Raw genomic sequence first — 20643 nt, 5'->3', positions numbered from 1 at the left:
CGCCTTTGCGGCATCGGCACCGACAACGGGCAATGGATTTTGCTGCGCCGCCGCTTTCTCTGAATAACGTCAAACCCACTAAAAGGTCGTCTGAAACGTGTTCCAAATCCAAAACGCCACCTTCGCCATACCCGGCCGCTCGCTGCTGCACGACATCAGCGTCAACTTTTCCCCTAACCGTGTGTACGGCCTCATCGGTCATAACGGCTCGGGCAAGTCCACGCTGTTGAAACTGCTCACCCGCCAGCATGAACCCGCAGGCGGCAGGATATTGCTGAACGACAAAGAAATACGCGCCTATTCCGCCCGCGCATACGCCAAAGAAGTCGCCTATCTTCCGCAGCAACTGCCCGCCGCTACCGCGCTGACCGCGCGCGAGCTGGTTATGATGGGGCGTTATGCCTGGAGCGGGCTTTTAGGGCGCACGAACGATGCGGACAGACAGGCGGTGGAACAGGCGTTGCGGCTGACGCATACGGAAAAATTTGCCGATCAAATCGTCGATACGCTGTCGGGCGGCGAACGTTCGCGCGTCTGGCTGGCGATGTGCCTGGCGCAGCAAAGCCGCTTTTTGCTGCTGGACGAACCGCTTGCCGCTTTGGACATCGCCCACCAAATCGACGTGATGGCACTGGTTCGCAAGCTGTCTCGCAATTTGGGTTTGGGCGTCATCATCGTCATCCACGACATTAATCTGGCGGCGCAGTATTGCGATGAACTGGTCGCGCTCAAACAGGGACGGCTATTAAAAACGGGCAAACCCGCCGACATTATGACCGCAGAAGTGTTGAAAGACATTTACAGCGTCGATATGAACATCATCGCCCATCCTGAAAACGGCCGCCCCGTGGCATTGCCTTGACGCAGGCAAACCGTCCCGCCGCATAAGTTCCGACCATAAAATCCGCCACCCGAATCCAAACCGGATGACATCGCAGACCATTGTGGAATACCTGTATCCGATATGTTTCAGACGACCCTTTATTCAAAAACCGAAAGACCTTCCAAACTCATGTCCCACCGCTTTTCAGACGACATTCCCCGCCTTACCGCACGGCTGTTTTTTACCGCTGCCCTCCTGTTTTCCCTGCCTGCACCCGCCGCACCGCGTGTGGCGACTTCGGACTGGACGGTCGCCGAAACACTGACGGCGATGGGGCATCCGCCCGTCAGCGTTGCCGACCGCCGCGTGTACGATACCTGGGTGAACTATCCGCCGCTGCCCGCTGCCGTCAAGGAAGCGGGGCTGCGCTTCCAGCCGAATTTGGAGCGGCTGTATCAGATAAAGCCTGATTTTTTCGTGCAATCTTCCTGGTATGCCGCCGCCAAGTCCCAGTTTGAAAAAATCGCCCCGGTACGCGAAGTGGATTTCGGCACGGCAAAAGGCATCGAATATGCCCACACGGTCGAAGCCACGCGCAGGCTGGGTAAAATCATCGGCGACCCTGCCGCTGCCGAAAAGCTGATTGCCGGTACGGAAAACCTGTTTGCCCGCGCCAAACCCGCGCTTTCGGCATATCGCGGCCGCCCGTTTGCGGTGGTGCAGTTTGTCGACGGGCGGCATTTGCGGATTTACGGCAAGACTTCGCTGTTTCAGGCCGTGTTCGACAAATTGGGGCTGAACAATGCCTGGACGGGCAAAAGCAACGAATGGGGTTTCGAAAACATCACGCTTTTAGATTTGGCAAAGCTGCCGCCGGACACGCTGCTAATCATCGTCAAACCGCATCCTCAAAATACACGTGCAACGCTCGAAAAAAGCGCGCTTTGGCAACGCCTGCCGTTCTGCCGCCCTGCAAACCGCCGCATCTTCGAGCCGTCGTGGAGCTACGGCGCACTGCCGTCCATGCAGCGTTTCACTTTGCAACTGATGCGTTCGATGTCGTCTGAAAACCCGTCCGCACAAAAGGAAGCCGCATGGTAAAGATTTTCAGACAACCCCTGCCTATCCTTGCCGCCGCGTTGGCAATATCGTGCGTGCTGACGGCGTTTTGGATATTGAAGCTGGAATGGACGCTGCCGTGGCTGCGGCTGTTTGACCATCCCGACAGCCTGCCTTTGGATGCGCTGATGGTGCAGAACAACACCCTGCCCCGCATGGCGATGGCGCTGCTCGCAGGCGGCAGTACGGCGACGGCGACCATGCTGATGCAGCAGTTGATGCGCAATCCGCTCGCATCCGACAGTACACTGGCAGTCAGCAGCGGCGCGCAGGCGGCTTTGGTGGTGGCGACCGTGTTCGCCCCTTCCTTCCTTGCCTACGGCACGTCCGCCGTGGCGTTTGCCGGCGCAGCGGCGGCTTTGGGCGCGGTATTGCGGCTGTCGGCACGGCGCGCCCTGCAACCGCTCAGCGTCGTGCTGGCAGGTTTGGTGGTCAGCCTGTATCTGGGTTCCCTCACCGGTATCGTGATGCTGTTTTTCAGCGAAGAGACGCGCGGTGTGATGCAGTGGGGTAGCGGCTCCCTGGTGCAGGACAGTTGGCGCGATACGTTGGGGCTTTTGTGGCGGATTGCCGTTGCCGCCATACTTACCGCCTTTTTAATCAAACCGTTAAACATCATGAGCCTGGGCGACACACAGGCGGAATCGGCAGGCATACCGGTGAAGAAAATCCGCCTGCTGTCTTTGGCGGTTGCTGCATTTTTGAGTGCGGGCGTGGTCGGCTTTGTCGGCATGATGGGCTTTGTCGGATTGGCGGCGGCGACGCTGGTGCGGCAAATGGGCGTACGCACGCTGTCCATGCGCCTGATTTGTTCCTTCATCGTCGGCGCACTGCTTTTGATGCTGACGGACAACGGCCTGATGCTGCTGAAACACTACCGCGGCACCGATCTGCCCGCCGGCGCTGTAACTGCACTCGTCGGCGCACCGCTTTTGTTGTGGCTGACGGCGAAAGCACCTCCGCGTCCTTCGTTTCAGACGACCTCCGATATTTCAACCGCCGCGCCACACGTCCCGCGCCTCTTGCGTTTTCTGCTGCTTATCGCCGTCGCCGTATCAGTATTGGCGTTTACGGTCGGACGCTATGACGAAACCCTGCGCCTGACCATAGACCCGGAATATTTCGTATTCCGCTACCCGCGCGTGCTGCTCGCCGCCGCCACCGGCACCATGCTCGCGTTGACCGGCGTCATACTGCAAAGGCTGACGCAAAACCCGATGGCGGGACCCGAACTCTTGGGCATCAGCTCTGGAACGGCATTCGGCGCGATGTCGGTAGTGATGCTGTTCGGCATTACCTCGGGCAGCGGCTGGTTTTGGCTGACAGGTATCGTTTCCGCTCTCGTATCCTTGGGGCTGTTGATGCTGTTCAACCGCAAAAACGGATTTACTCCCGAAAAAATCCTGCTTACCGGCATGGCTCTGGCCGCACTCGCCGATGCCGCCATCCGCATTTGGATGGCAACCGGCGATTTCCGCGTACAACTGCTTTTATTGTGGATGTCAGGTTCGACCTATCAGGCAACGCCCGAATCCGCCCTTACCGTCGGCCTCCTCGCCGCCGCCTCGCTCCTCCTCATCCTCACGCTGCAACGCTGGCTCGGACTGCTCAGCCTGAACGCAACAATCGCCCGCTCCGTCGGCATCAACGTCCCCCTCGCACGGCTGGTGCTGATCGTCTCAAGCGCAGCGTTAACCGCCTTATCCACACTGCTTATCGGCCCCTTGAGCTTCGTCGGACTGCTTGCGCCGCATCTGGCCCGTATGCTCGGCGCACGCCTGCCCAAACAGCAACTTGCCGCCGCCGCACTCATCGGCGCATCGGTTATGATGACGGCCGACTGGCTGGGCAGGCAGGTAATGTTCCCTTACGAAGTCCCCGCCGGAATGATGGCCACGCTCATAGGCGGCGCATATTTCATGATGATGATGCGCAAGCTTTAATGCGAACGGAGATACAAAAAGGTCGTCTGAAAACAGTTTCAGACGGCCTTTTTGTTTAACATGTTTATTCGATAATAAAAATCTAACAAAAATAAAATATCAATTAATAATAACAATATTAAATTGAAGTCATAGTTCCAATAGTCAAAACCTTTCTGTATAGTTCTTTTTATAGCTTAAACAAAAGGAAAAACAAATGTCGATACAAGAAATTTATGAATGCCAAGAAACCGGCTACGAATATGCTTTTCGGCAAATCGTTTTATAAACCACTGACCATTTCACAAAGGAAACCATCATGACCGTCTCTAAATGCCCTGTTACCCACCTGACCATGAACAACGGCGCGCCCGTTGCCGACAATCAAAACAGCCTGACCGCCGGTCCGCGCGGCCCTCTGCTGGCGCAGGATTTGTGGCTGAATGAAAAACTCGCCGACTTCGTGCGCGAAGTCATACCCGAACGCCGTATGCACGCCAAAGGTTCGGGCGCGTTCGGTACGTTTACCGTGACACACGACATCACAAAATACACCCGCGCCAAAATCTTCAGCGAAGTCGGCAAGCAAACCGAGATGTTCGCCCGTTTCACCACCGTGGCGGGCGAGCGCGGCGCAGCCGATGCGGAACGCGACATCCGCGGCTTTGCGTTGAAGTTTTATACTGAAGAAGGCAACTGGGACATGGTCGGCAACAACACGCCCGTGTTCTTCCTGCGTGACCCGCGCAAATTCCCCGACTTGAACAAAGCCGTCAAACGCGACCCGCGCACCAATATGCGTTCTGCCACAAACAACTGGGACTTCTGGACGCTGCTGCCCGAAGCCCTGCACCAAGTCACCATCGTCATGAGCGACCGCGGCATCCCTGCCAGCTACCGCCATATGCACGGCTTCGGTTCGCATACATACAGCTTCTGGAACGAAGCGGGCGAACGTTTCTGGATGAAATTCCACTTCCGCAGCCAGCAAGGCATTAAAAACCTGACCAACGAAGAAGCCGCAAAAATCATCGCCGACGACCGCGAAAGCCATCAGCGCGACCTGTACGAAGCCATCGAGCGCGGCGAGTTTCCGAAATGGACGATGTACATCCAAGTCATGCCTGAAGCCGATGCGGAAAAAGTACCTTATCATCCGTTTGACTTGACCAAAGTTTGGCCGAAAAAAGACTATCCGCTGATTGAAGTGGGCGAATTCGAGTTGAACCGCAATCCCGAAAACTTCTTTGCCGATGTGGAACAATCCGCCTTCGCACCGAGCAACCTTGTGCCCGGTATCGGCGCCAGCCCCGACAAAATGCTGCAAGCCCGTCTGTTCAATTACGCCGACGCGCAACGCTACCGCTTAGGCGTGAACTTCCGCCAAATCCCCGTCAACCGCCCGCGTTGCCCTGTTCACAGCAACCAGCGCGACGGACAAGGCCGCGCCGACGGCAACTACGGCAGCCTGCCGCACTACGAACCCAACAGCTTCGGCCAATGGCAGCAACAACCCGACTTCGCCGAACCGCCTTTGAAAATCAACGGCGACGCGGCGTACTGGGACTACCGCCAAGACGATGACGACTATTTCAGCCAACCGCGTGCCTTGTTCAATCTGATGAACGACGCGCAGAAACAGGCTTTGTTCGACAACACCGCCGCAGCCATGGGCGATGCACCTGACTTCATCAAATACCGCCATATCCGCAACTGCTACCGTTGCGACCCGGCATACGGTGAAGGCGTAGCCAAAGCCCTTGGACTGACTGTCGAAGATGCTCAAGCGGCACGAGCCAACGACCCGGCTTTAGGTCAATCTGGTTTGCTGTAAGGAGGCATTATGTGGATAGAAATTGAAGAACTCTTGTCTCAAGCTGTCCGATACAGCCGTTCAAACAAAAAGTAACGGTTTAGATCATTAAGCAGGCCGTCTGAAATGCAAAATAAAGTTTCAGACGGCCTTTTTTATGATGAAGTTTATTTGATTGCTTTTGATTCAATGGAACTGGCTGCCCTTATTTCTCTGTAAATCATGGCATACCCTCTACAACATCTCATGCCTCTACTGCAAATAAAAAACCGCACGGCTGCTTGCCGTGCGGTTTTGCTTTTGCTTTTTGTCTGAAGGTTCAGACGGCCTTACATCATGCCGCCCATACCACCCATGCCGCCCATATCAGGCATAGCAGGTTTTTCTTCAGGGATTTCAGCGATCATGCAGTCTGTGGTCAGCATCAGGCCGGCGATAGATGCGGCGTGTTGCAACGCAGAACGGGTTACTTTGGCAGGGTCGAGTACGCCCATTTCGATCATGTCGCCGTATTCGCCGGAACCTGCGTTGTAACCGTAGTTGCCTTTGCCTTCCAACACTTTGTTCACGACTACGCTAGGTTCGCTGCCTGCGTTGGTAACGATTTGACGCAGCGGAGACTCAATTGCTTTAAATATAATCAAAGCTCCTGCAAGTTGATCGTTATTAGTTAACATCAAATGCTCAGATAAGCCTGCTTTTAAATTAGAAGCAATCTCTAACCACTCTTTTGCATCTGGTTTTATTTTCAGAATTACAGCTTGATAAGCGCGCAACAGGGCTACGCCGCCACCAGCAACCACGCCTTCTTCAACGGCTGCGCGGGTAGCGTGCAGCGCGTCTTCCACGCGGTCTTTTTTCTCTTTCATTTCGACTTCGGTAGCGGCACCGACTTTGATCACTGCCACGCCGCCGGCCAATTTAGCCACGCGCTCTTGCAGTTTTTCTTTGTCGTATTCGCTAGTTGCGGTTTCGATTTGTTGGCGGATTTCGGCAACACGCGCTTCGATTTGGGCTGCGTCGCCGAAGCCGTCGATGATGGTGGTGTTTTCTTTACCGATTTCGATGCGCTTGGCTTGACCCAAGTCGTCCAAAGTCGCTTTTTCCAGAGACAGGCCGACTTCTTCGGAAATCACCACGCCGCCGGTCAGGATAGCGATGTCTTGCAACATGGCTTTGCGGCGGTCGCCGAAGCCAGGGGCTTTAACGGCAACGGTTTTCAGGATGCCGCGGATGTTGTTCACCACCAAAGTCGCCAAGGCTTCGCCTTCTACGTCTTCAGCGATAATCAACAGCGGACGGCTGGCTTTGGCCACTTGTTCCAAAACAGGCAACAAGTCGCGGATGTTGCTGATTTTTTTGTCGAACAACAATACAAACGGATTGTCCAAAGCAGCGATTTGTTTTTCAGCGTCGTTGATGAAGTAAGGAGACAGGTAGCCGCGGTCGAACTGCATACCTTCAACCACGTCCAGCTCGTTTTCCAAAGATTTGCCGTCTTCAACGGTAATCACACCTTCTTTGCCGACTTTTTCCATCGCTTCGGCGATAATCGCGCCGACTTGTTCGTCAGAGTTGGCGGAAATAGAGCCGACTTGGGCGATTTCTTTAGAAGTGTCGCAAGGTTTGGCGATGTTTTTCAGCTCGTCAACCAAAGCGGCAACGGCTTTGTCGATACCGCGTTTCAGGTCGGTCGGGTTCATGCCGGCGGTCACGTATTTCATGCCTTCGGCAACGATGGATTGCGCCAATACGGTTGCAGTAGTGGTACCGTCGCCGGCTACGTCGTTGGTTTTAGACGCAACTTCTTTCACCATCTGCGCGCCCATGTTTTCGAATTTGTCTTTCAATTCGATTTCTTTTGCAACAGACACACCGTCTTTAGTGATGTGCGGGCCGCCGAAAGCACGGTCAAGTACCACGTTGCGGCCTTTAGGGCCCAAAGTTACGCGTACGGCGTTTGCCAATACATTGACGCCGTTTACCATTTTTTGGCGAACTTCATTGCCGAATTGTACGTCTTTTGCTGCCATTTAAATTCTCCAAATCAATATTAAAAATCTGTTCGAGGCCGTCTGAAAACTTCATGTTTGATTCAGACGGCCTTTGGTTCTGAAACTTAATTCAACAATTATTCAACGATACCGAAGATGTCTTCTTCACGCATTACCAACAGCTCTTCGCCGTCGGCTTTTACAGTTTGGCCGCTGTATTTGCCAAAGATCACTTTGTCGCCGACTTTGACATCCAGCGGACGGCGCTCGCCGTCTTTACCGATTTTGCCCGCACCCACGGCAATTACTTCGCCCATGTCGGGTTTTTCAGCAGCCGCACCTGGCAAAACGATGCCGGAGGCGGTTTTTTCTTCAGCTTCTAAGCGTTTGACGACTACGCGGTCGTGTAAAGGGCGGATGGTCATGTCTTAATGCTCCGATAAATAAATAGATTGAAAACAATTGTCTGTCGGACATGACAGACACGGTTTGCTTGGAAATAGCGGCACGCTTATGGAACACCTGCCGTAATGGCGGGTAGATTTGGGTTGTTTGCGACAAATTCAAGGGAAAAAGTAAAAATTTCTATGCAGTCTTTCCAAATATTTTCATACGCAAAAATGCCCGATCACATATTTTTCAGACGGCCTGATATACCAACTGCAAAGTTCGTTTAAAAACAACCTACTTCCTTTACAAATTCAATACAACTCTTTACAACTATTTCTTTTATATGCATTATTATAAATGATGATTATTCTTAATTGCATATTTTAAAGATAATTTTTCTTTATTTGCTTTTATTTTTTATTACTGTCATTTTATTAAGGACATTTCTCAATGAATACGCCCCTGTTCCGACTGAGCCTGCTGTCACTGACACTGGCAGCCGGTTTTGCCCATGCAGAAAATGAAGCCAAAGACAATGTTGTGCTTGATACCGTTACAGTCAAAGGTCAGGCCACAAGCGCCACACACCGTGTAACGACAAAACGTATGGAAGAAACGACTTCCACTGATTTAAAAGACGTATTGTTCAACGAACCCTCTATCAGTTTCGGCGGCGGCAACGGTCAGTCGCAGTGGGTAACCATCCGCGGCATGGGTCAAGACCAAATAGACTATAAAGTTGACGATACCTACACCGACAGCCAGATTTTCCACCATAACGGCCGCTTTATGCTTGACCCTGCATTGGTAAAAGTCGTTGCCGTGCAAAAAGGTACGGGTTCGGCCTCAGCAGGTATCGGCGCAACCAGTGGCGCGATTGTTGCCGAAACGGTTGAAACCAAAGATTTGCTGAGAGAAGGTCAAAACGTCGGTTTCAAAGTCAATGCCGGCATCAGCAGCAATAAAGGCTATTCTCGCGGCGCAAGCGTTTATGGTCAGGCAGGCGGTTTTGACGCTTTGGTTTCAGGCAATTTCGTACGCGACAAAGAATACACGGCAGGCAAAGGCTACCGTAATCTACTCGGAAGCGATAAGGTTTTGAACAGTGGATTGGGTTCACGCGGTTTGCTGGGCAAAATCGGCTATCGTTTTAACGAAGACAACCGCATTGAATTGAGCCACCGCCAAGAAAAACAATATGGAGAACGCGCCCTGCGCGAAGAGTTCGATTTCTCGCAAGTCTTCCAAACCGACCGCCGCACGGGTCAATACGTTTTGGATGCCAACGGCAACCGTATTCCGAATGTCGCCACCAACTCGCCGCGCTACCGCACGCTGACCCAAGACACCACCAACTTGGAATTCAAAGGCGGAAACTTGGGCTTTATCGACAAAATCAAAGCCAATGTTTACCGTTTGAACACCAAACGTGATGAAGTCCCCAGTCCAGATTATGAATTGGATGGCGAAGTACGGACATACGGCGCCAACCTCAATCTCGACAGCCGTCTATTTGACCGCCATACCCTGAAATACGGAGTAAACTGGCGCACTCAAAAAAGCAGCTCAAACGGAGAAAACAACGAGAAGAAAAGCGATGCCGGCGTATATGTAGAAGGCATTTGGGATTTCTCTCCGGTTACGCTGACCACAGGTTTGCGCTATGACCGCTGGAAAATGAAAACCAGCAGTAATACAGAAAATTCAGACGGCAACCTCAATCCAAGCATCGGGTTGGTTTATGACATTACCCCTGATTTTTCCATCAACACCAGCCTGAACTATGCAACCCGCAGCCCCCGCCTGTACGAAGCAGCTTTAGCAAACAACAGGCCGATTGTTTCATCGCCTGACTTGAAAGCAGAACGCTCGCGAAATGCAGAAATCGGCTTTAACTACCACTGGAATTCTGCCCTGACGCTCTCCGGCAGCTATTTCCATCAGCAAATCAAAGATGTACAGGCCATCCGTCAAGAAGGACGAAACTACGTCTGGTATAACGGCGGCAAACTGAAAAACAGAGGTTACGAACTGAACGCCGCCTACCGCTGGAAAGGTCTGACCGCACGTGCAGGCGTAGCTTACAGCAGACCGAAGCTGAACGGCGATACTGCCGACATCGTGACAACTGCCATCCCTATGGGACGTACATGGACAACCGGTCTGTCTTACCAATTCGACAATCCGAATCTGGAAATCGGCTGGCGCGGACGTTATGTCCAAAATGCAGGCTATGCACCAACCTCGCGCGGCTCTGATGTGGCTCTGAATGTCGTCCGTGCAGGCTACGGCGTCAACGATATCTTCGCCAACTGGAAACCGACGGGCAAAGACGACTTGAACGTTAACTTCTCCGTCAACAATGTCTTTGATAAAAACTACAAGCCGCACAGCCAACGCGCAGGTGCCAATTCCCTGCCTGAACCAGGCCGCGATGTCCGCTTGAGCGTGAACTACCGCTTCTAAGCAATCAGCTTGAAAAAGCCGTCTGAAAACAAAAGTTTTCAGACGGCGTCTAGCTTTATAATCCGATACAAGTTATCATTTCGATTTACTTTATTTCCGATCACGGAGAAACTCTATGTTACGTTTGACCGCTTTAGCCGTATGCTGCACCCTCGCTTTGGGTGCGTGTTCACCGAAAGATTCTGCTTCCAATCAGGCGCAAACTGCTTCCGCTTCTACCGCCCAAACCGAAGGTGCAAGCCTGACGGTGAAAACCGCGCGCGGCGATGCAAAGGTGCCGCAAAATCCGGAGCGTATCGCCGTTTACGATTTGGGCATGCTCGACACTTTAAACAAACTGGGCGTGAAAACCGGTTTGTCCGTCGATAAAAACCGGCTGCCTTATTTAGACGAATATTTCAAAACCACAAAACCTGCCGGCACGCTGTTTGAGCCTGACTACGAAGCCTTAAACGCTTACAAACCGCAGCTCATCATCATCGGCAGCCGTGCAGCCAAAGCGTTTGACAAGTTGAACGAGATTGCGCCGACCATCGAGATGACCGCCGAAACCGCCAATCTGAAAGAAAGCTCAAAAGAGCGCATCGACGCGCTGGCGCAAATCTTCGGCAAACAGGCCGAAGCGGATAAGCTGAAAGCGGAAATCGATGCTTCGTTTGAAGCGGCGAAAACCGCGGCTCAAGGCAAAGGCAAGGGTTTGGTGATTTTGGTCAACGGTGGCAAGATGTCGGCTTTCGGCCCTTCTTCCCGTTTGGGCGGTTGGCTGCATAAAGACATCGGCGTTCCTGCTGTCGATGAATCAATTAAAGAAGGCAGCCACGGCCAGCCTATCAGCTTTGAATACCTGAAAGAGAAAAACCCTGATTGGCTGTTCGTTTTGGATCGCGGCGCGGCCATCGGTGAAGAAGGTCAGGCTGCGAAAGATGTTTTGAACAATCCTTTGGTTGCCGAAACAACCGCATGGAAAAAAGGCCAAGTCGTGTACCTCGTACCGGAAACCTATCTGGCGGCCGGTGGTGCACAAGAATTGCTGAACGCTTCCAAACAGGTCAGCGATGCGTTTAATGCGGCCAAGTAATTCGGCGCGGGCATAGCCGCCCGCCTCTTTCAGACGGTCTGGAGGGTTTGATGATTCACAGGGTCAAGCTGCTTGATCTGAGTCATTGGATTTAGGCCGTCTGAAAATACAGGGTGCAAATGGACAATTTTTGCCTGTTTGCATCTGTTTTTATGATGGGCAAACCTGCCTTTTTCGCAAAATACCTTAACCCTTCTTTCAGACGGCCTTATTTTTTCCGAACCATTTTATGTTTCACAAACCTTCATTTTTAAATGCGGTCAACGGTGTGGCGCTGCTGATATTGTTTGCCGTCAGCCTGTCGATCGGCGTGGCCGACTTCAAATGGTCTGCCCTGTTTTCACTATCCGACAGCCAGCAAGTCATGTTCATCAGCCGCCTGCCGCGCACGTTTGCGATTGTGCTGACGGGTGCATCGATGGCGGTGGCCGGCATGATTATGCAGATTTTGATGCGCAACCGTTTTGTCGAACCGTCGATGGTGGGCGCAAGCCAAAGCGCGGCTTTGGGTTTGCTGCTAATGACCCTGCTGCTGCCGGCCGCGCCGCTGCTGGCAAAAATGTCGGTTGCCGCCGTTGCCGCGCTGATCGGGATGTTGGTCTTTATGCTGCTGATCCGCCGCCTGCCGCCGACCGCGCAACTGATGGTGCCTTTGGTCGGGATTATTTTCGGTGGGGTGATTGAGGCGGTGGCCACCTTTATCGCTTATGAAAACGAAATGCTGCAAATGCTCGGCGTGTGGCAACAGGGCGATTTTTCCGGCGTGTTGCTCGGACGGTATGAGCTGTTGTGGGCAACGGGGATTTTGGCTTTGTTTGCCTATTTGATTGCCGACCAGCTGACGATTTTGGGTTTGGGCGAAACGGTGAGCGTGAACTTGGGGTTGAACCGGACGGCGATTCTGTGGTCGGGGCTGATTATTGTGGCGCTGATTACGTCTTTGGTGGTCGTGACGGTCGGCAATATTCCGTTTATCGGCTTGGTCGTGCCGAACATCATCAGCCGCCTGATGGGCGACAAACTGCGCCAAAGCCTGCCTGCGGTGGCCTTGCTGGGCGCGTCTTTGGTGTTGCTGTGCGATATTGTCGGACGCGTAATTGTGTTTCCGTTTGAAATTCCGGTCTCTACGGTTTTTGGCGTGATGGGGACGGCTTTGTTTTTGTGGCTTTTATTAAGGAAACCTGCTCATGCCGTCTGAAAAAAATATCGGTTTTATGGCAGGAAGCAGCCGCCCGTTGTGGGTCGCCTTTGCGCTGCTGCTGGTTTCCTGCGTTCTGTTTATGACGCTCAACGTTAAAGGCGATTGGGACTTTGTTTTGCACCTGCGTCTGACCAAGCTTGCCGCGCTGCTGATGGTTGCCTATGCGGTCGGCGTGTCCACGCAACTCTTCCAAACGCTGACCAACAATCCGATTCTGACCCCTTCGATTTTGGGTTTCGATTCGCTGTATGTGTTTTTGCAGACCTTGCTGGTGTTTACGCTCGGCGGCGTGGGCTATGCTTCCCTGCCGTTGACGGGCAAATTCGGCTTTGAACTGGTCGTCATGATGGGTGGCTCGCTGCTGCTGTTCTACACGCTTATCAAACAGGGCGGACGCGATTTGTCGCGCATGATTTTAATCGGCGTGATTTTCGGGATTTTGTTCCGCAGCCTGTCGTCACTGCTTTCACGCATGATTGATCCCGAAGAATTTACCGCCGCGCAGGCGAATATGTTTGCTACCTTCAATACCGTCCACTCGGAATTGTTGGGTATCGGTGCAGTCGTGTTGCTCATCAGCGCCGCCGTGATCTGGCGCGAACGCCACCGCCTCGATGTTTACCTGCTCGGCCGCAATCAGGCCATTAATTTGGGCATCAACTACACGCGCAATACCTTATGGCTGCTGTTGTGGATCGCCGCATTGGTTGCAACTGCGACTGCCGTTGTCGGCCCGGTAAGTTTTTTCGGCCTGCTGGTTGCCGCGCTGGCCAACCATTTTTCCCCGTCGGTCAAACATTCCGTCCGCCTGCCCATGACTTTTTGTGTCGGCGGCATCCTGTTGGTCGGTGGGCAAACCATCTTCGAACACTTCCTCGGCATGCAGGCCGTATTGAGCGTGGTCGTCGAATTTGCAGGCGGATTGGTATTTTTATATTTGGTATTGAAAAAGAAATAAATATAGATAAGCGCTCATTAAGAAACTTCAGGCCGTCTGAAATCCATGTTTCAAAAATATTTAATCCTTGAAATGAAACTAAATTTCTGACATGTACTCATAGTAAACATTACTGGATTTACTAAAATTACAAAAAATGAGCACGACATTAAAATACCGTCCCGACTTGGACGGCATCCGGGCTTTGGCCGTCTTGGCTGTCATTATTTTCCACATTGACGCCGCTTGGCTGCCCGGCGGTTTCCTTGGTGTGGATATGTTTTTCGTCCTGTCCGGATATTTGATCACCACCATCATCAGCCGCGAAATGCAAAACGGCAGCTTTTCGTTTTTAGAGTTTTACAAACGCCGCGCGAAACGCATTTTGCCTGTTTTCTCCTGTGTATTGCTGTGTACGAGCTTGGCCGCCGCAATCTTTTTCTTGTCGTTTGACCTGCGCCAATACGTCAAATCCGCAGCGTTTGCGTTGCTGTTTTCGGCCAACCTGTTTTTTGCACGGCGCGGCGGCTATTTCGATGCCGATGCGGCGGAAAAACCTTTACAGCACATTTGGTCTTTATCGTTGGAAGAGCAGTTTTACTTTGTTTTTCCGGTGTTGCTGATTGCCTTTTTCCGATTCAGCAAAGGGCGCAACATCCGCCAATTCATCCTTTTGCTGATTGTATTGAGCCTGTTGTCCGTCTTTTTACCCACCTTCGGCATGGACCCTTATTTCCTGCCTTATGTGCGCGCATACGAGCTGCTGATCGGCGCGCTTTTTGCCTTTATTCCGCCCTCCCAAAACAACGACCGTTTCAGCACGCCTGTGGTCGGCTGGGCGATGATGGCGGTTATCGCCGCTATGTTGCTGCTTCCTTACGGCGTGTTGCCCGGCGAAGGCAATATCGAACGGCTGCTGTGCTGTACGGCGGTTGGCGGCTTGATTTACTCGGGCCAAACCCTGCAAACGCAAAGCGGCTTCAATACCGCCAAACTGTTGAGCTTCAAGCCCGTTGTGTTTATCGGTTTGATTTCCTATTCGCTGTATCTGTGGCATTGGGTGGTCTTGGCCGTCATGCGCTATGTTTACATGGACAACGCTTTGCCGATGTCCGCGATTGTATTGGCCGTGGTGCTGATGTCGGGCTTGTCCGTTTTATCCTATTACTTCGTCGAAACACCGGCGCGACGGATAAAGAATTTCACCACCAAGAAATTCATCGGGGTCATCGCCGCCTATTTCGCCCTGCTGATTCCTGCCGCCGGCTACCTGCTGACTGCCAAACCGGCCGAATACGAGGCAAACCTATATACGGTTGACGAAAGTAAAATCTGCGCGGATACCTTGACCAAAACCGACTGCGCAGTCGGCGCGGGAAACCAAAGCAGCAAAGTCCTGCTGATGGGCGACTCCCACGCCGCTCACCTAACGCCGTTTATCGATATGGTGGGCAAACAGGAAGGCTTTGCCGCCGACGTTATCTCGTCCAACAGTTGCGGCGTTGCCTTCGGCTTCCTCCTGCCGCAAAGCGACCGCCGTGCCAACCGTTGCAACCCTTACAACCGCTTTATCGCACAAAAAGTCGAAAACTATCCGGTGGTCTTTATCTCGCAACGTTGGTTCCTGCATACCGACAAGCCCGGTTTTACGGAGCATTTCGGCAAAATGCTCGACACCCTGATCCAACAGGGCAAACAGGTTTACGTCTTTGCCGATACGCCGATGAATGCGCAACTGCCCCTGCGCCATTACTACCTGAAACAGCGTCTCGGCATCGACATGCAATACGTTTCCGAGCATAAAAAAGCAGAAATCGCCCGCTCCGCCGAAGCCGACAAAACCATAGAAAACATTGTCAAACAGCGGCCTGCCGTGCATTGGGTCAACATCATGGGGCCGATTCCGGCAGACAAAACCATAGACGGCCTGCCGATATATTTTGACACCAACCACCTCAACACCCACGGCGCGACAAAACTTGCGGAAAAATTTATACAGGACAAACAAATACTCCTAAAATAACACTGCAGTTTCAGTCCGAAACCTTTGCCGCAATACTGAATGCAAATGCCGCTCAAAGCGCAGCAAACAGTATGCTGCAAAGGTTTCAGGCCGTCTGAAACCTTCAGACGGCCTAAACAAACCCATAAAGGACAACCCTCATGACACAAGAACGCCTCCCTTCATTCTTCGATGACGCACCGACCGTTACCGTCCAAGACGCATTGGCCGACTTCCTCGGCGCGGCCGAAAACGGCATCCTCACTTACCACTACGCCGATGCCGTTCGCCTGTGCGGCCACTCCTGCCCGACTGTCGCCGGGGCCTACCTGATGGTGGTCAAAGGCCTGAAAGCCCTTTACGGCGCAGAGCTGCCGCAACGCGGCGACATCGAAGCCTTTATGCAGGGCGAGCGTGACGAAGGCACGACCGGCGTTACCGCTTCCGTCGTCCAACTCCTTACCGGCGCGGCACCTGAAACCGGCTTTGGCGGCGTAGGCCCTGCCGGACGCTTTGCCCGCCGCCACCTTCTGTCCTTTGGTGCAGGCGAAATCAACGGCACACTCGCGCTCCGCCGCCGCGATACCGGCAAAACCGTTGCCGTCAGCCTCAACGCCGCGCTCCAACCCTTTGCGCCGCAAATGCGCGACATCATGCCCAAAGCCGTCAGCGGCAGCGCAAGTGCCGACGAACTCAAACAATTCGGCGAGCTTTGGCAAGAACGCGTCCGCGCCTTCCTGATTGACCAAGCCGACAATCCCGAATTTGTCACCGTCAGCGAAATTTAACCACACCATACAGGAATAAAATTCAGACGGCCTCACGCTGAAAGGCCGTCTGAAACCCCAATTTTCCATTTTCGGACCCGCCTATGATTACCATCCGCAACGTCAGCCACACCATCGGCAGCAACCCCATCCTCAACGACGTCAGCCTCGACATTCCCGAAGGCGGCATTACCGCGCTGATCGGCCCGAACGGCGCAGGCAAATCCACCCTTCTTTCCTTTATGGCGCGCCTGCAGCCCTTGGTACACGGCGACATCAGCTACGCAGGCAAAGACATCAAAACCACCCCCACCGCCGAACTTGCCCGCACGCTCTCCATCCTTACCCAAGAAAACAGCATCATGAGCCGCATTACCGTGCGCGACCTGCTCATGTTCGGCCGCTATCCCTACCACCAAGGCAGGCCGTCTGAAACGGATAAAACCATCGTCGAAGAAGCGCTCGCCGAGTTCCACCTGCAAGACTTCGCCGACCGCTACCTGACCGAGCTTTCCGGCGGCCAACGCCAGCGTGCCATGATTGCCATGGTGTTCTGCCAGCGCACCGACTACGTTTTGCTGGACGAACCGCTGAACAACCTCGATATGTATCATGCCCGCTCCCTCATGCAGATCCTGCGCCGACTGACCGACGAACACAAACGCACCACCGTCGTCGTCCTGCACGACATCAACCAGGCCGCAGCCTACGCCGATTACGTCGTCGCCATGAAAAACGGCCAAGTCGCCATGCAGGGCAAGCCCAACGATATTTTCACCGCCGCAAACATCAAGACCTTATTCGATATGGACGTCAACGTCCTCGATTACGAAGGTAAAAAACTGGTTATCCACCATATCTAAATCCGACAAAAAGGCCGTCTGAAACCCGATTATTCAGGTTTCAGACGGCCTTTACCTATTCAAAGCGTTTATTTTTTATCGTACAAACCGCGCACCACACGACCGATTGCGACAATACCTTTTTCCAGCGTTTCCGCGTCCTGCGCGATGCTCATGCGGATGCACTCGTGGGCGTGCGGGTAATCTTGCGTGTCGATGCCGACAAAGAAATGCTCGCCCGGAATAATCAGCGTGCCTTCAGCCTTGAGCATTTCGTACAAGGTTTGCGACGAAACCGGCAGGTTTTCAAACCAGAGCCACAAGAAAATCGCACCTTCGGGCTTATGAATTTTTAACGGATACGCACCCAATTCGCGTTTGAGCAGGGAAACCGCCGTTTGCGCCTGCCGACGGTAAAACGGCTGAATCACTTGGTCGGCCAACTGTTTCAGACGGCCGTCGTTTAACAGCGGCGCCGCAATCGCCGCGCCGAAACGGGTTGGCGACAGGTTCACAATCGCATTCAAACTGCTGACGGCTTTGACCACTTCCGGCGCGGCGACAATAATGCCGGTACGCACGCCGGGCAGGCCGATTTTAGAAAGGCTGAAGCAGAGGATGATGTTTTCGTGCCAGTTGAGCGTCACATCGCTGTAAATAATATTTGGGAACGGCATTCCGTAAGCGTTGTCGATAATCAGCGGAATCCCGTGTTCTTGCGCCAAAGCGTCCAAACGCGCCATCTCGCCGTCGGTCAACACATTGCCGGTCGGGTTGGTCGGGCGCGAACAGCAAATTGCACCGATTTTGCCCGCTTTCAATTCAGGCAGGCTCTCCAGCGCGTCAAAGTCCACGCGGTATTTGAAAAAGCCCGCTTCGCCTTCGTGTTCGACATTTTCGATTTTCGGTTTTACCGAAATAAAATGCTGCCCTTCGACATGCACGTCGGCATAACCGATATATTCAGGCGCAAGCGGCAACAAAATGGCTTTTTCAGCCGTTTGGCCGTCTGAAAGATTAAATTTGCCGCCAAACAGGTTGAACAAATAGAAAAACGCGTTTTGCGAACCATTAGTCAGCGCGATATTGTCCGCCGTCAGATTCCAGCCGTATTCACGGTTAAAAAACTCAGTCAAAGCCGCAATCAGCGCCGCATCGCCCTGCGGATTGGAATAATTGCCGATATTCTCAACAGCGTGTTCCGCCGCCAGCTTGGAGAACACATCAGCGAACACAGCATTGACTTCAGCAATCTTTGCCGGATTACCGCCGCCAAGCATATTGACGGGCTTGTCGCTTTTGAGCGCGTCTCCCAAATCGTCCATCAACTGCAAAATACCGCTGTGTTGTGTGAATTTTTCGCCGAATGCTGAAAACTGCATGGAAACTCCGTTGCTGGGTGTGTGAAAACAATAAACCGTTATTATAAGAACAAAGGCCGTCTGAAAACCAGTGATCCTGATTTTTCAGACGGCCTTTACTATTCAATCTTTCCTTTAACGGCCAAAATTGTCTCGACGTTCGCGCCAGTCTTGGCGGATGGAGCCGCTTTTGCCGACCGGTGTGTCTTGTTCGACTTCCCAAATAAAATTCGTTCCGCCGCCAATCGGATGTGAGCCGCGCAAGCCGATGTGGCTGCCTTGGTCGGCAACGGCAGTTCGGCTGTATGTTTGGCCGCCGAAACGGGTTTGCGAGGTTTCGATGCCGCTTTTGATGCTGCCGTAAAGCTGTACGTCGGCATGTGCGGCGAGCGCGGCGGTGGAAAGTGCGGCAGTGAGGAGAAGTTTCAAGTTCATGGTTTATCCTTTTTTGGAGAGGAATTGTGTGACGATTGTATCGGCCTTGTGCGTAAACAAGTTACAATTCTTGCAAAATCTGACAGGAGTTTTGATGATGCGCTCTTTACGCGCCGCCGCTGTGCAAATGGTGTCGTCCACCGACCCAGAAACCAATATTGCCACCATGAAGCGCCTTGTTCGCGAGGCTGCGGAACAAGGGGCGGACTGGGTGTTGCTGCCCGAATATTGGCCGCTGATGGGCAAAAACGATACGGACAAGCTGGCATTTGCCGAGCCTTTGGACGATGGACGAGTTGGCGAAACCTGCCACACCCATTTTCAGACGGCCTTAAGCGAAACGGCAAGGGAATGCAGCGTGGTGTTGTTTGGCGGTACGGTTCCGTTGCAAAGCCCAAACGCTGGCAAGGTGATGAACACGATGCTGATATATGACCGCGACGGCAACCGAGTCGGGCTTTACCACAAAATGCATCTTTTCGGCTTTTCCGGTTTGGGCGAACGCTACGCCGAAGCCGATACGATACTGGCGGGAAGCGATGTGCCGAAGTTAAGCGTGGACGATGTTCCGCTGGCGGCCGGCGTCTGCTACGATTTACGCTTTCCTGAATTTTTCCGCGCTCAGCAGCCGTTTGATGTTTTGCTGTTGCCGGCCGCGTTTACCTACACGACCGGCAAGGCGCATTGGGAATTGCTGCTGCGCGCCCGTGCGGTGGAAAACCAATGCTACGTCATCGCGTCGGCACAAGGCGGACTGCATGAAAGCGGCCGCCGCACATTCGGCCACAGTATGATTATCGACCCTTGGGGCGACGTATTGGCCACGCTGCCGGAAGGCGAAGGCGTAATTTGTGCCGATTTGGATACCGCGCGCCTGCAAAGCGTGCGCACGCGCCTGCCAGCCCTGAAACACCGATTACTTTAAACACGCACTATGTCCCACTCACAACCCACACGAATTCTCGGCATCGACCCCGGCAGCCGCGTGACCGGCTTCGGCGTGATTGATGTCCACGGCCGCGAACATCATTATGTTGCTTCCGGCTGTATCAAAACGCCGACCGGCGCGTCGCTTTCCGAACGCATCGCCGTGATTGTCCGCCATATTGACGAAATCATCCGCCACTATCAGCCTCATCAGACGGCCATCGAGCAAGTCTTCGTCAACGTCAATCCGGCCGCGACGTTAATGCTCGGTCAGGCGCGCGGTGCAGCGATTGCCGCTTTAGTCATGCACGATTTGCCCGTATTTGAATACACCGCGCTTCAGGTCAAGCAGGCAGTGGTCGGCAAGGGTAAGGCCGCCAAAGAGCAGGTGCAGCATATGGTGGTCCAAATGCTTGCACTTTCCGGCACGCCGCAAGCCGATGCCGCCGACGGACTCGCCGTTGCCCTTACCCATGCCCTGCGCAATCACGGATTGGCTTCGCAACTCAACCCTGAAGGCCTGCAGGTCAAACGCGGCCGTTTTCAATGATAGGCCGACATTCAGG

The 20643-nt window shown here is 53.4% G+C and carries 17 protein-coding genes; 13 read left to right on the top strand and 4 right to left on the bottom strand.

Annotated features, from left to right (window positions below; genetic code table 11):
- Positions 1–97 precede the first annotated feature (97 nt).
- The 4 genes from ACTHSX_RS07865 to katA all read left to right on the top strand — a co-directional run bounded on the left by ACTHSX_RS07865 (position 98) and on the right by katA (position 5698).
- Positions 98–862 carry an ABC transporter ATP-binding protein gene (locus ACTHSX_RS07865; RefSeq protein WP_070633226.1) on the top strand — a complete coding sequence of 255 codons (765 nt, stop codon included), beginning with the start codon at positions 98–100 and terminating at the stop codon, positions 860–862.
- Positions 863–1012: 150 nt separating this feature from the next.
- A complete protein-coding gene (locus ACTHSX_RS07860) occupies positions 1013–1924 on the top strand; it encodes an ABC transporter substrate-binding protein (protein ID WP_283119018.1) in 912 nt (303 codons plus the stop codon).
- Positions 1918–3885, top strand: coding sequence for a Fe(3+)-hydroxamate ABC transporter permease FhuB (gene fhuB / locus ACTHSX_RS07855; protein ID WP_440377312.1), 1968 nt, complete (start codon positions 1918–1920; stop codon positions 3883–3885). The genes ACTHSX_RS07860 and fhuB overlap by 7 nt, the downstream gene beginning before the upstream one ends.
- A gap of 298 nt (positions 3886–4183) precedes the next feature.
- Positions 4184–5698 (top strand): catalase KatA, encoded by a 1515-nt coding sequence (katA, locus tag ACTHSX_RS07850; protein ID WP_440377311.1) that lies wholly within the window; start codon positions 4184–4186, stop codon positions 5696–5698.
- A 308-nt stretch (positions 5699–6006) separates the two neighbouring features.
- Here the strand turns inward: katA and groL are convergent, their stop codons facing one another.
- Positions 6007–7710 carry a chaperonin GroEL gene (gene groL, locus ACTHSX_RS07845; protein ID WP_440377310.1) on the bottom strand — a complete coding sequence of 568 codons (1704 nt, stop codon included), beginning with the start codon at positions 7708–7710 and terminating at the stop codon, positions 6007–6009.
- Positions 7711–7808: 98 nt separating this feature from the next.
- Positions 7809–8096 (bottom strand): co-chaperone GroES, encoded by a 288-nt coding sequence (gene groES / locus ACTHSX_RS07840; RefSeq protein WP_003684150.1) that lies wholly within the window; start codon positions 8094–8096, stop codon positions 7809–7811.
- 415 nt (positions 8097–8511) lie between these two features.
- Between groES and ACTHSX_RS07835 the strand changes: the two genes are divergently transcribed.
- The 7 genes from ACTHSX_RS07835 to ACTHSX_RS07805 all read left to right on the top strand — a co-directional run bounded on the left by ACTHSX_RS07835 (position 8512) and on the right by ACTHSX_RS07805 (position 17375).
- Positions 8512–10527 (top strand): TonB-dependent receptor domain-containing protein, encoded by a 2016-nt coding sequence (locus ACTHSX_RS07835; protein ID WP_440377309.1) that lies wholly within the window; start codon positions 8512–8514, stop codon positions 10525–10527.
- A gap of 115 nt (positions 10528–10642) precedes the next feature.
- Positions 10643–11605, top strand: coding sequence for a siderophore ABC transporter substrate-binding protein (locus ACTHSX_RS07830; RefSeq protein WP_440377308.1), 963 nt, complete (start codon positions 10643–10645; stop codon positions 11603–11605).
- A 229-nt stretch (positions 11606–11834) separates the two neighbouring features.
- Complete coding sequence (locus tag ACTHSX_RS07825) at positions 11835–12803, top strand: ABC transporter permease (RefSeq protein WP_049328940.1); 969 nt, start codon at positions 11835–11837, stop codon at positions 12801–12803.
- Positions 12793–13764, top strand: a complete 972-nt coding sequence (locus tag ACTHSX_RS07820) for an iron chelate uptake ABC transporter family permease subunit (RefSeq protein ID WP_004520978.1) — start codon at positions 12793–12795, stop codon at positions 13762–13764. Before ACTHSX_RS07825 ends, ACTHSX_RS07820 begins: the two co-directional genes overlap by 11 nt.
- Before the next feature lie 136 nt (positions 13765–13900).
- Positions 13901–15766: an acyltransferase family protein gene (locus tag ACTHSX_RS07815; protein ID WP_440377307.1), complete on the top strand. Its 1866-nt coding sequence runs from the start codon at positions 13901–13903 to the stop codon at positions 15764–15766.
- 140 nt (positions 15767–15906) lie between these two features.
- Positions 15907–16533, top strand: a complete 627-nt coding sequence (locus tag ACTHSX_RS07810) for an FmdE family protein (protein ID WP_295863878.1) — start codon at positions 15907–15909, stop codon at positions 16531–16533.
- An 83-nt stretch (positions 16534–16616) separates the two neighbouring features.
- Entirely contained in the window at positions 16617–17375 is a 759-nt protein-coding gene (locus tag ACTHSX_RS07805; RefSeq protein ID WP_440377306.1) for an iron ABC transporter ATP-binding protein, read from the top strand.
- 68 nt (positions 17376–17443) lie between these two features.
- Here the strand turns inward: ACTHSX_RS07805 and ACTHSX_RS07800 are convergent, their stop codons facing one another.
- Together ACTHSX_RS07800 and ACTHSX_RS07795 are read right to left on the bottom strand one after the other, a co-directional pair.
- On the bottom strand, positions 17444–18736 hold the full coding sequence (locus ACTHSX_RS07800) for a valine--pyruvate transaminase (RefSeq protein ID WP_440377305.1): 1293 nt from the start codon (positions 18734–18736) through the stop codon (positions 17444–17446).
- A 114-nt stretch (positions 18737–18850) separates the two neighbouring features.
- The gene (locus ACTHSX_RS07795; protein WP_004520970.1) at positions 18851–19150 is read right to left on the bottom strand and encodes a porin; all 300 of its coding nucleotides are present in this window, start codon (positions 19148–19150) and stop codon (positions 18851–18853) included.
- A gap of 94 nt (positions 19151–19244) precedes the next feature.
- Here ACTHSX_RS07795 and ACTHSX_RS07790 point away from each other — a divergent pair, with 94 nt between their 5' ends.
- Positions 19245–20075 carry a carbon-nitrogen hydrolase family protein gene (locus tag ACTHSX_RS07790; protein ID WP_440377304.1) on the top strand — a complete coding sequence of 277 codons (831 nt, stop codon included), beginning with the start codon at positions 19245–19247 and terminating at the stop codon, positions 20073–20075.
- A 9-nt stretch (positions 20076–20084) separates the two neighbouring features.
- Positions 20085–20627, top strand: coding sequence for a crossover junction endodeoxyribonuclease RuvC (gene ruvC / locus ACTHSX_RS07785; protein WP_150537143.1), 543 nt, complete (start codon positions 20085–20087; stop codon positions 20625–20627).
- The last annotated feature ends 16 nt before the right edge of the window (positions 20628–20643 follow it).

The organism is Neisseria sp. P0014.S002 (assembly GCF_051958295.1).
Taxonomy (GTDB): domain Bacteria; phylum Pseudomonadota; class Gammaproteobacteria; order Burkholderiales; family Neisseriaceae; genus Neisseria; species Neisseria flavescens_B.
The sequence above is the reverse complement of the archived record's forward strand: the minus strand, read 5'-3'. Positions and strand labels throughout refer to the sequence as shown.

Coding starts and splice junctions, on each gene's coding strand:
- ACTHSX_RS07860 (WP_283119018.1), top strand. CDS start 1,013: ATGTCCCACCGCTTTTCAGACGACATTCCCCGCCTTACCGCACGGCTG.
- fhuB (WP_440377312.1), top strand. CDS start 1,918: ATGGTAAAGATTTTCAGACAACCCCTGCCTATCCTTGCCGCCGCGTTG.
- katA (WP_440377311.1), top strand. CDS start 4,184: ATGACCGTCTCTAAATGCCCTGTTACCCACCTGACCATGAACAACGGC.
- groL (WP_440377310.1), bottom strand. CDS start 7,710: ATGGCAGCAAAAGACGTACAATTCGGCAATGAAGTTCGCCAAAAAATG.
- groES (WP_003684150.1), bottom strand. CDS start 8,096: ATGACCATCCGCCCTTTACACGACCGCGTAGTCGTCAAACGCTTAGAA.
- ACTHSX_RS07835 (WP_440377309.1), top strand. CDS start 8,512: ATGAATACGCCCCTGTTCCGACTGAGCCTGCTGTCACTGACACTGGCA.
- ACTHSX_RS07830 (WP_440377308.1), top strand. CDS start 10,643: ATGTTACGTTTGACCGCTTTAGCCGTATGCTGCACCCTCGCTTTGGGT.
- ACTHSX_RS07825 (WP_049328940.1), top strand. CDS start 11,835: ATGTTTCACAAACCTTCATTTTTAAATGCGGTCAACGGTGTGGCGCTG.
- ACTHSX_RS07820 (WP_004520978.1), top strand. CDS start 12,793: ATGCCGTCTGAAAAAAATATCGGTTTTATGGCAGGAAGCAGCCGCCCG.
- ACTHSX_RS07815 (WP_440377307.1), top strand. CDS start 13,901: ATGAGCACGACATTAAAATACCGTCCCGACTTGGACGGCATCCGGGCT.
- ACTHSX_RS07810 (WP_295863878.1), top strand. CDS start 15,907: ATGACACAAGAACGCCTCCCTTCATTCTTCGATGACGCACCGACCGTT.
- ACTHSX_RS07805 (WP_440377306.1), top strand. CDS start 16,617: ATGATTACCATCCGCAACGTCAGCCACACCATCGGCAGCAACCCCATC.
- ACTHSX_RS07800 (WP_440377305.1), bottom strand. CDS start 18,736: ATGCAGTTTTCAGCATTCGGCGAAAAATTCACACAACACAGCGGTATT.
- ACTHSX_RS07795 (WP_004520970.1), bottom strand. CDS start 19,150: ATGAACTTGAAACTTCTCCTCACTGCCGCACTTTCCACCGCCGCGCTC.
- ACTHSX_RS07790 (WP_440377304.1), top strand. CDS start 19,245: ATGATGCGCTCTTTACGCGCCGCCGCTGTGCAAATGGTGTCGTCCACC.
- ruvC (WP_150537143.1), top strand. CDS start 20,085: ATGTCCCACTCACAACCCACACGAATTCTCGGCATCGACCCCGGCAGC.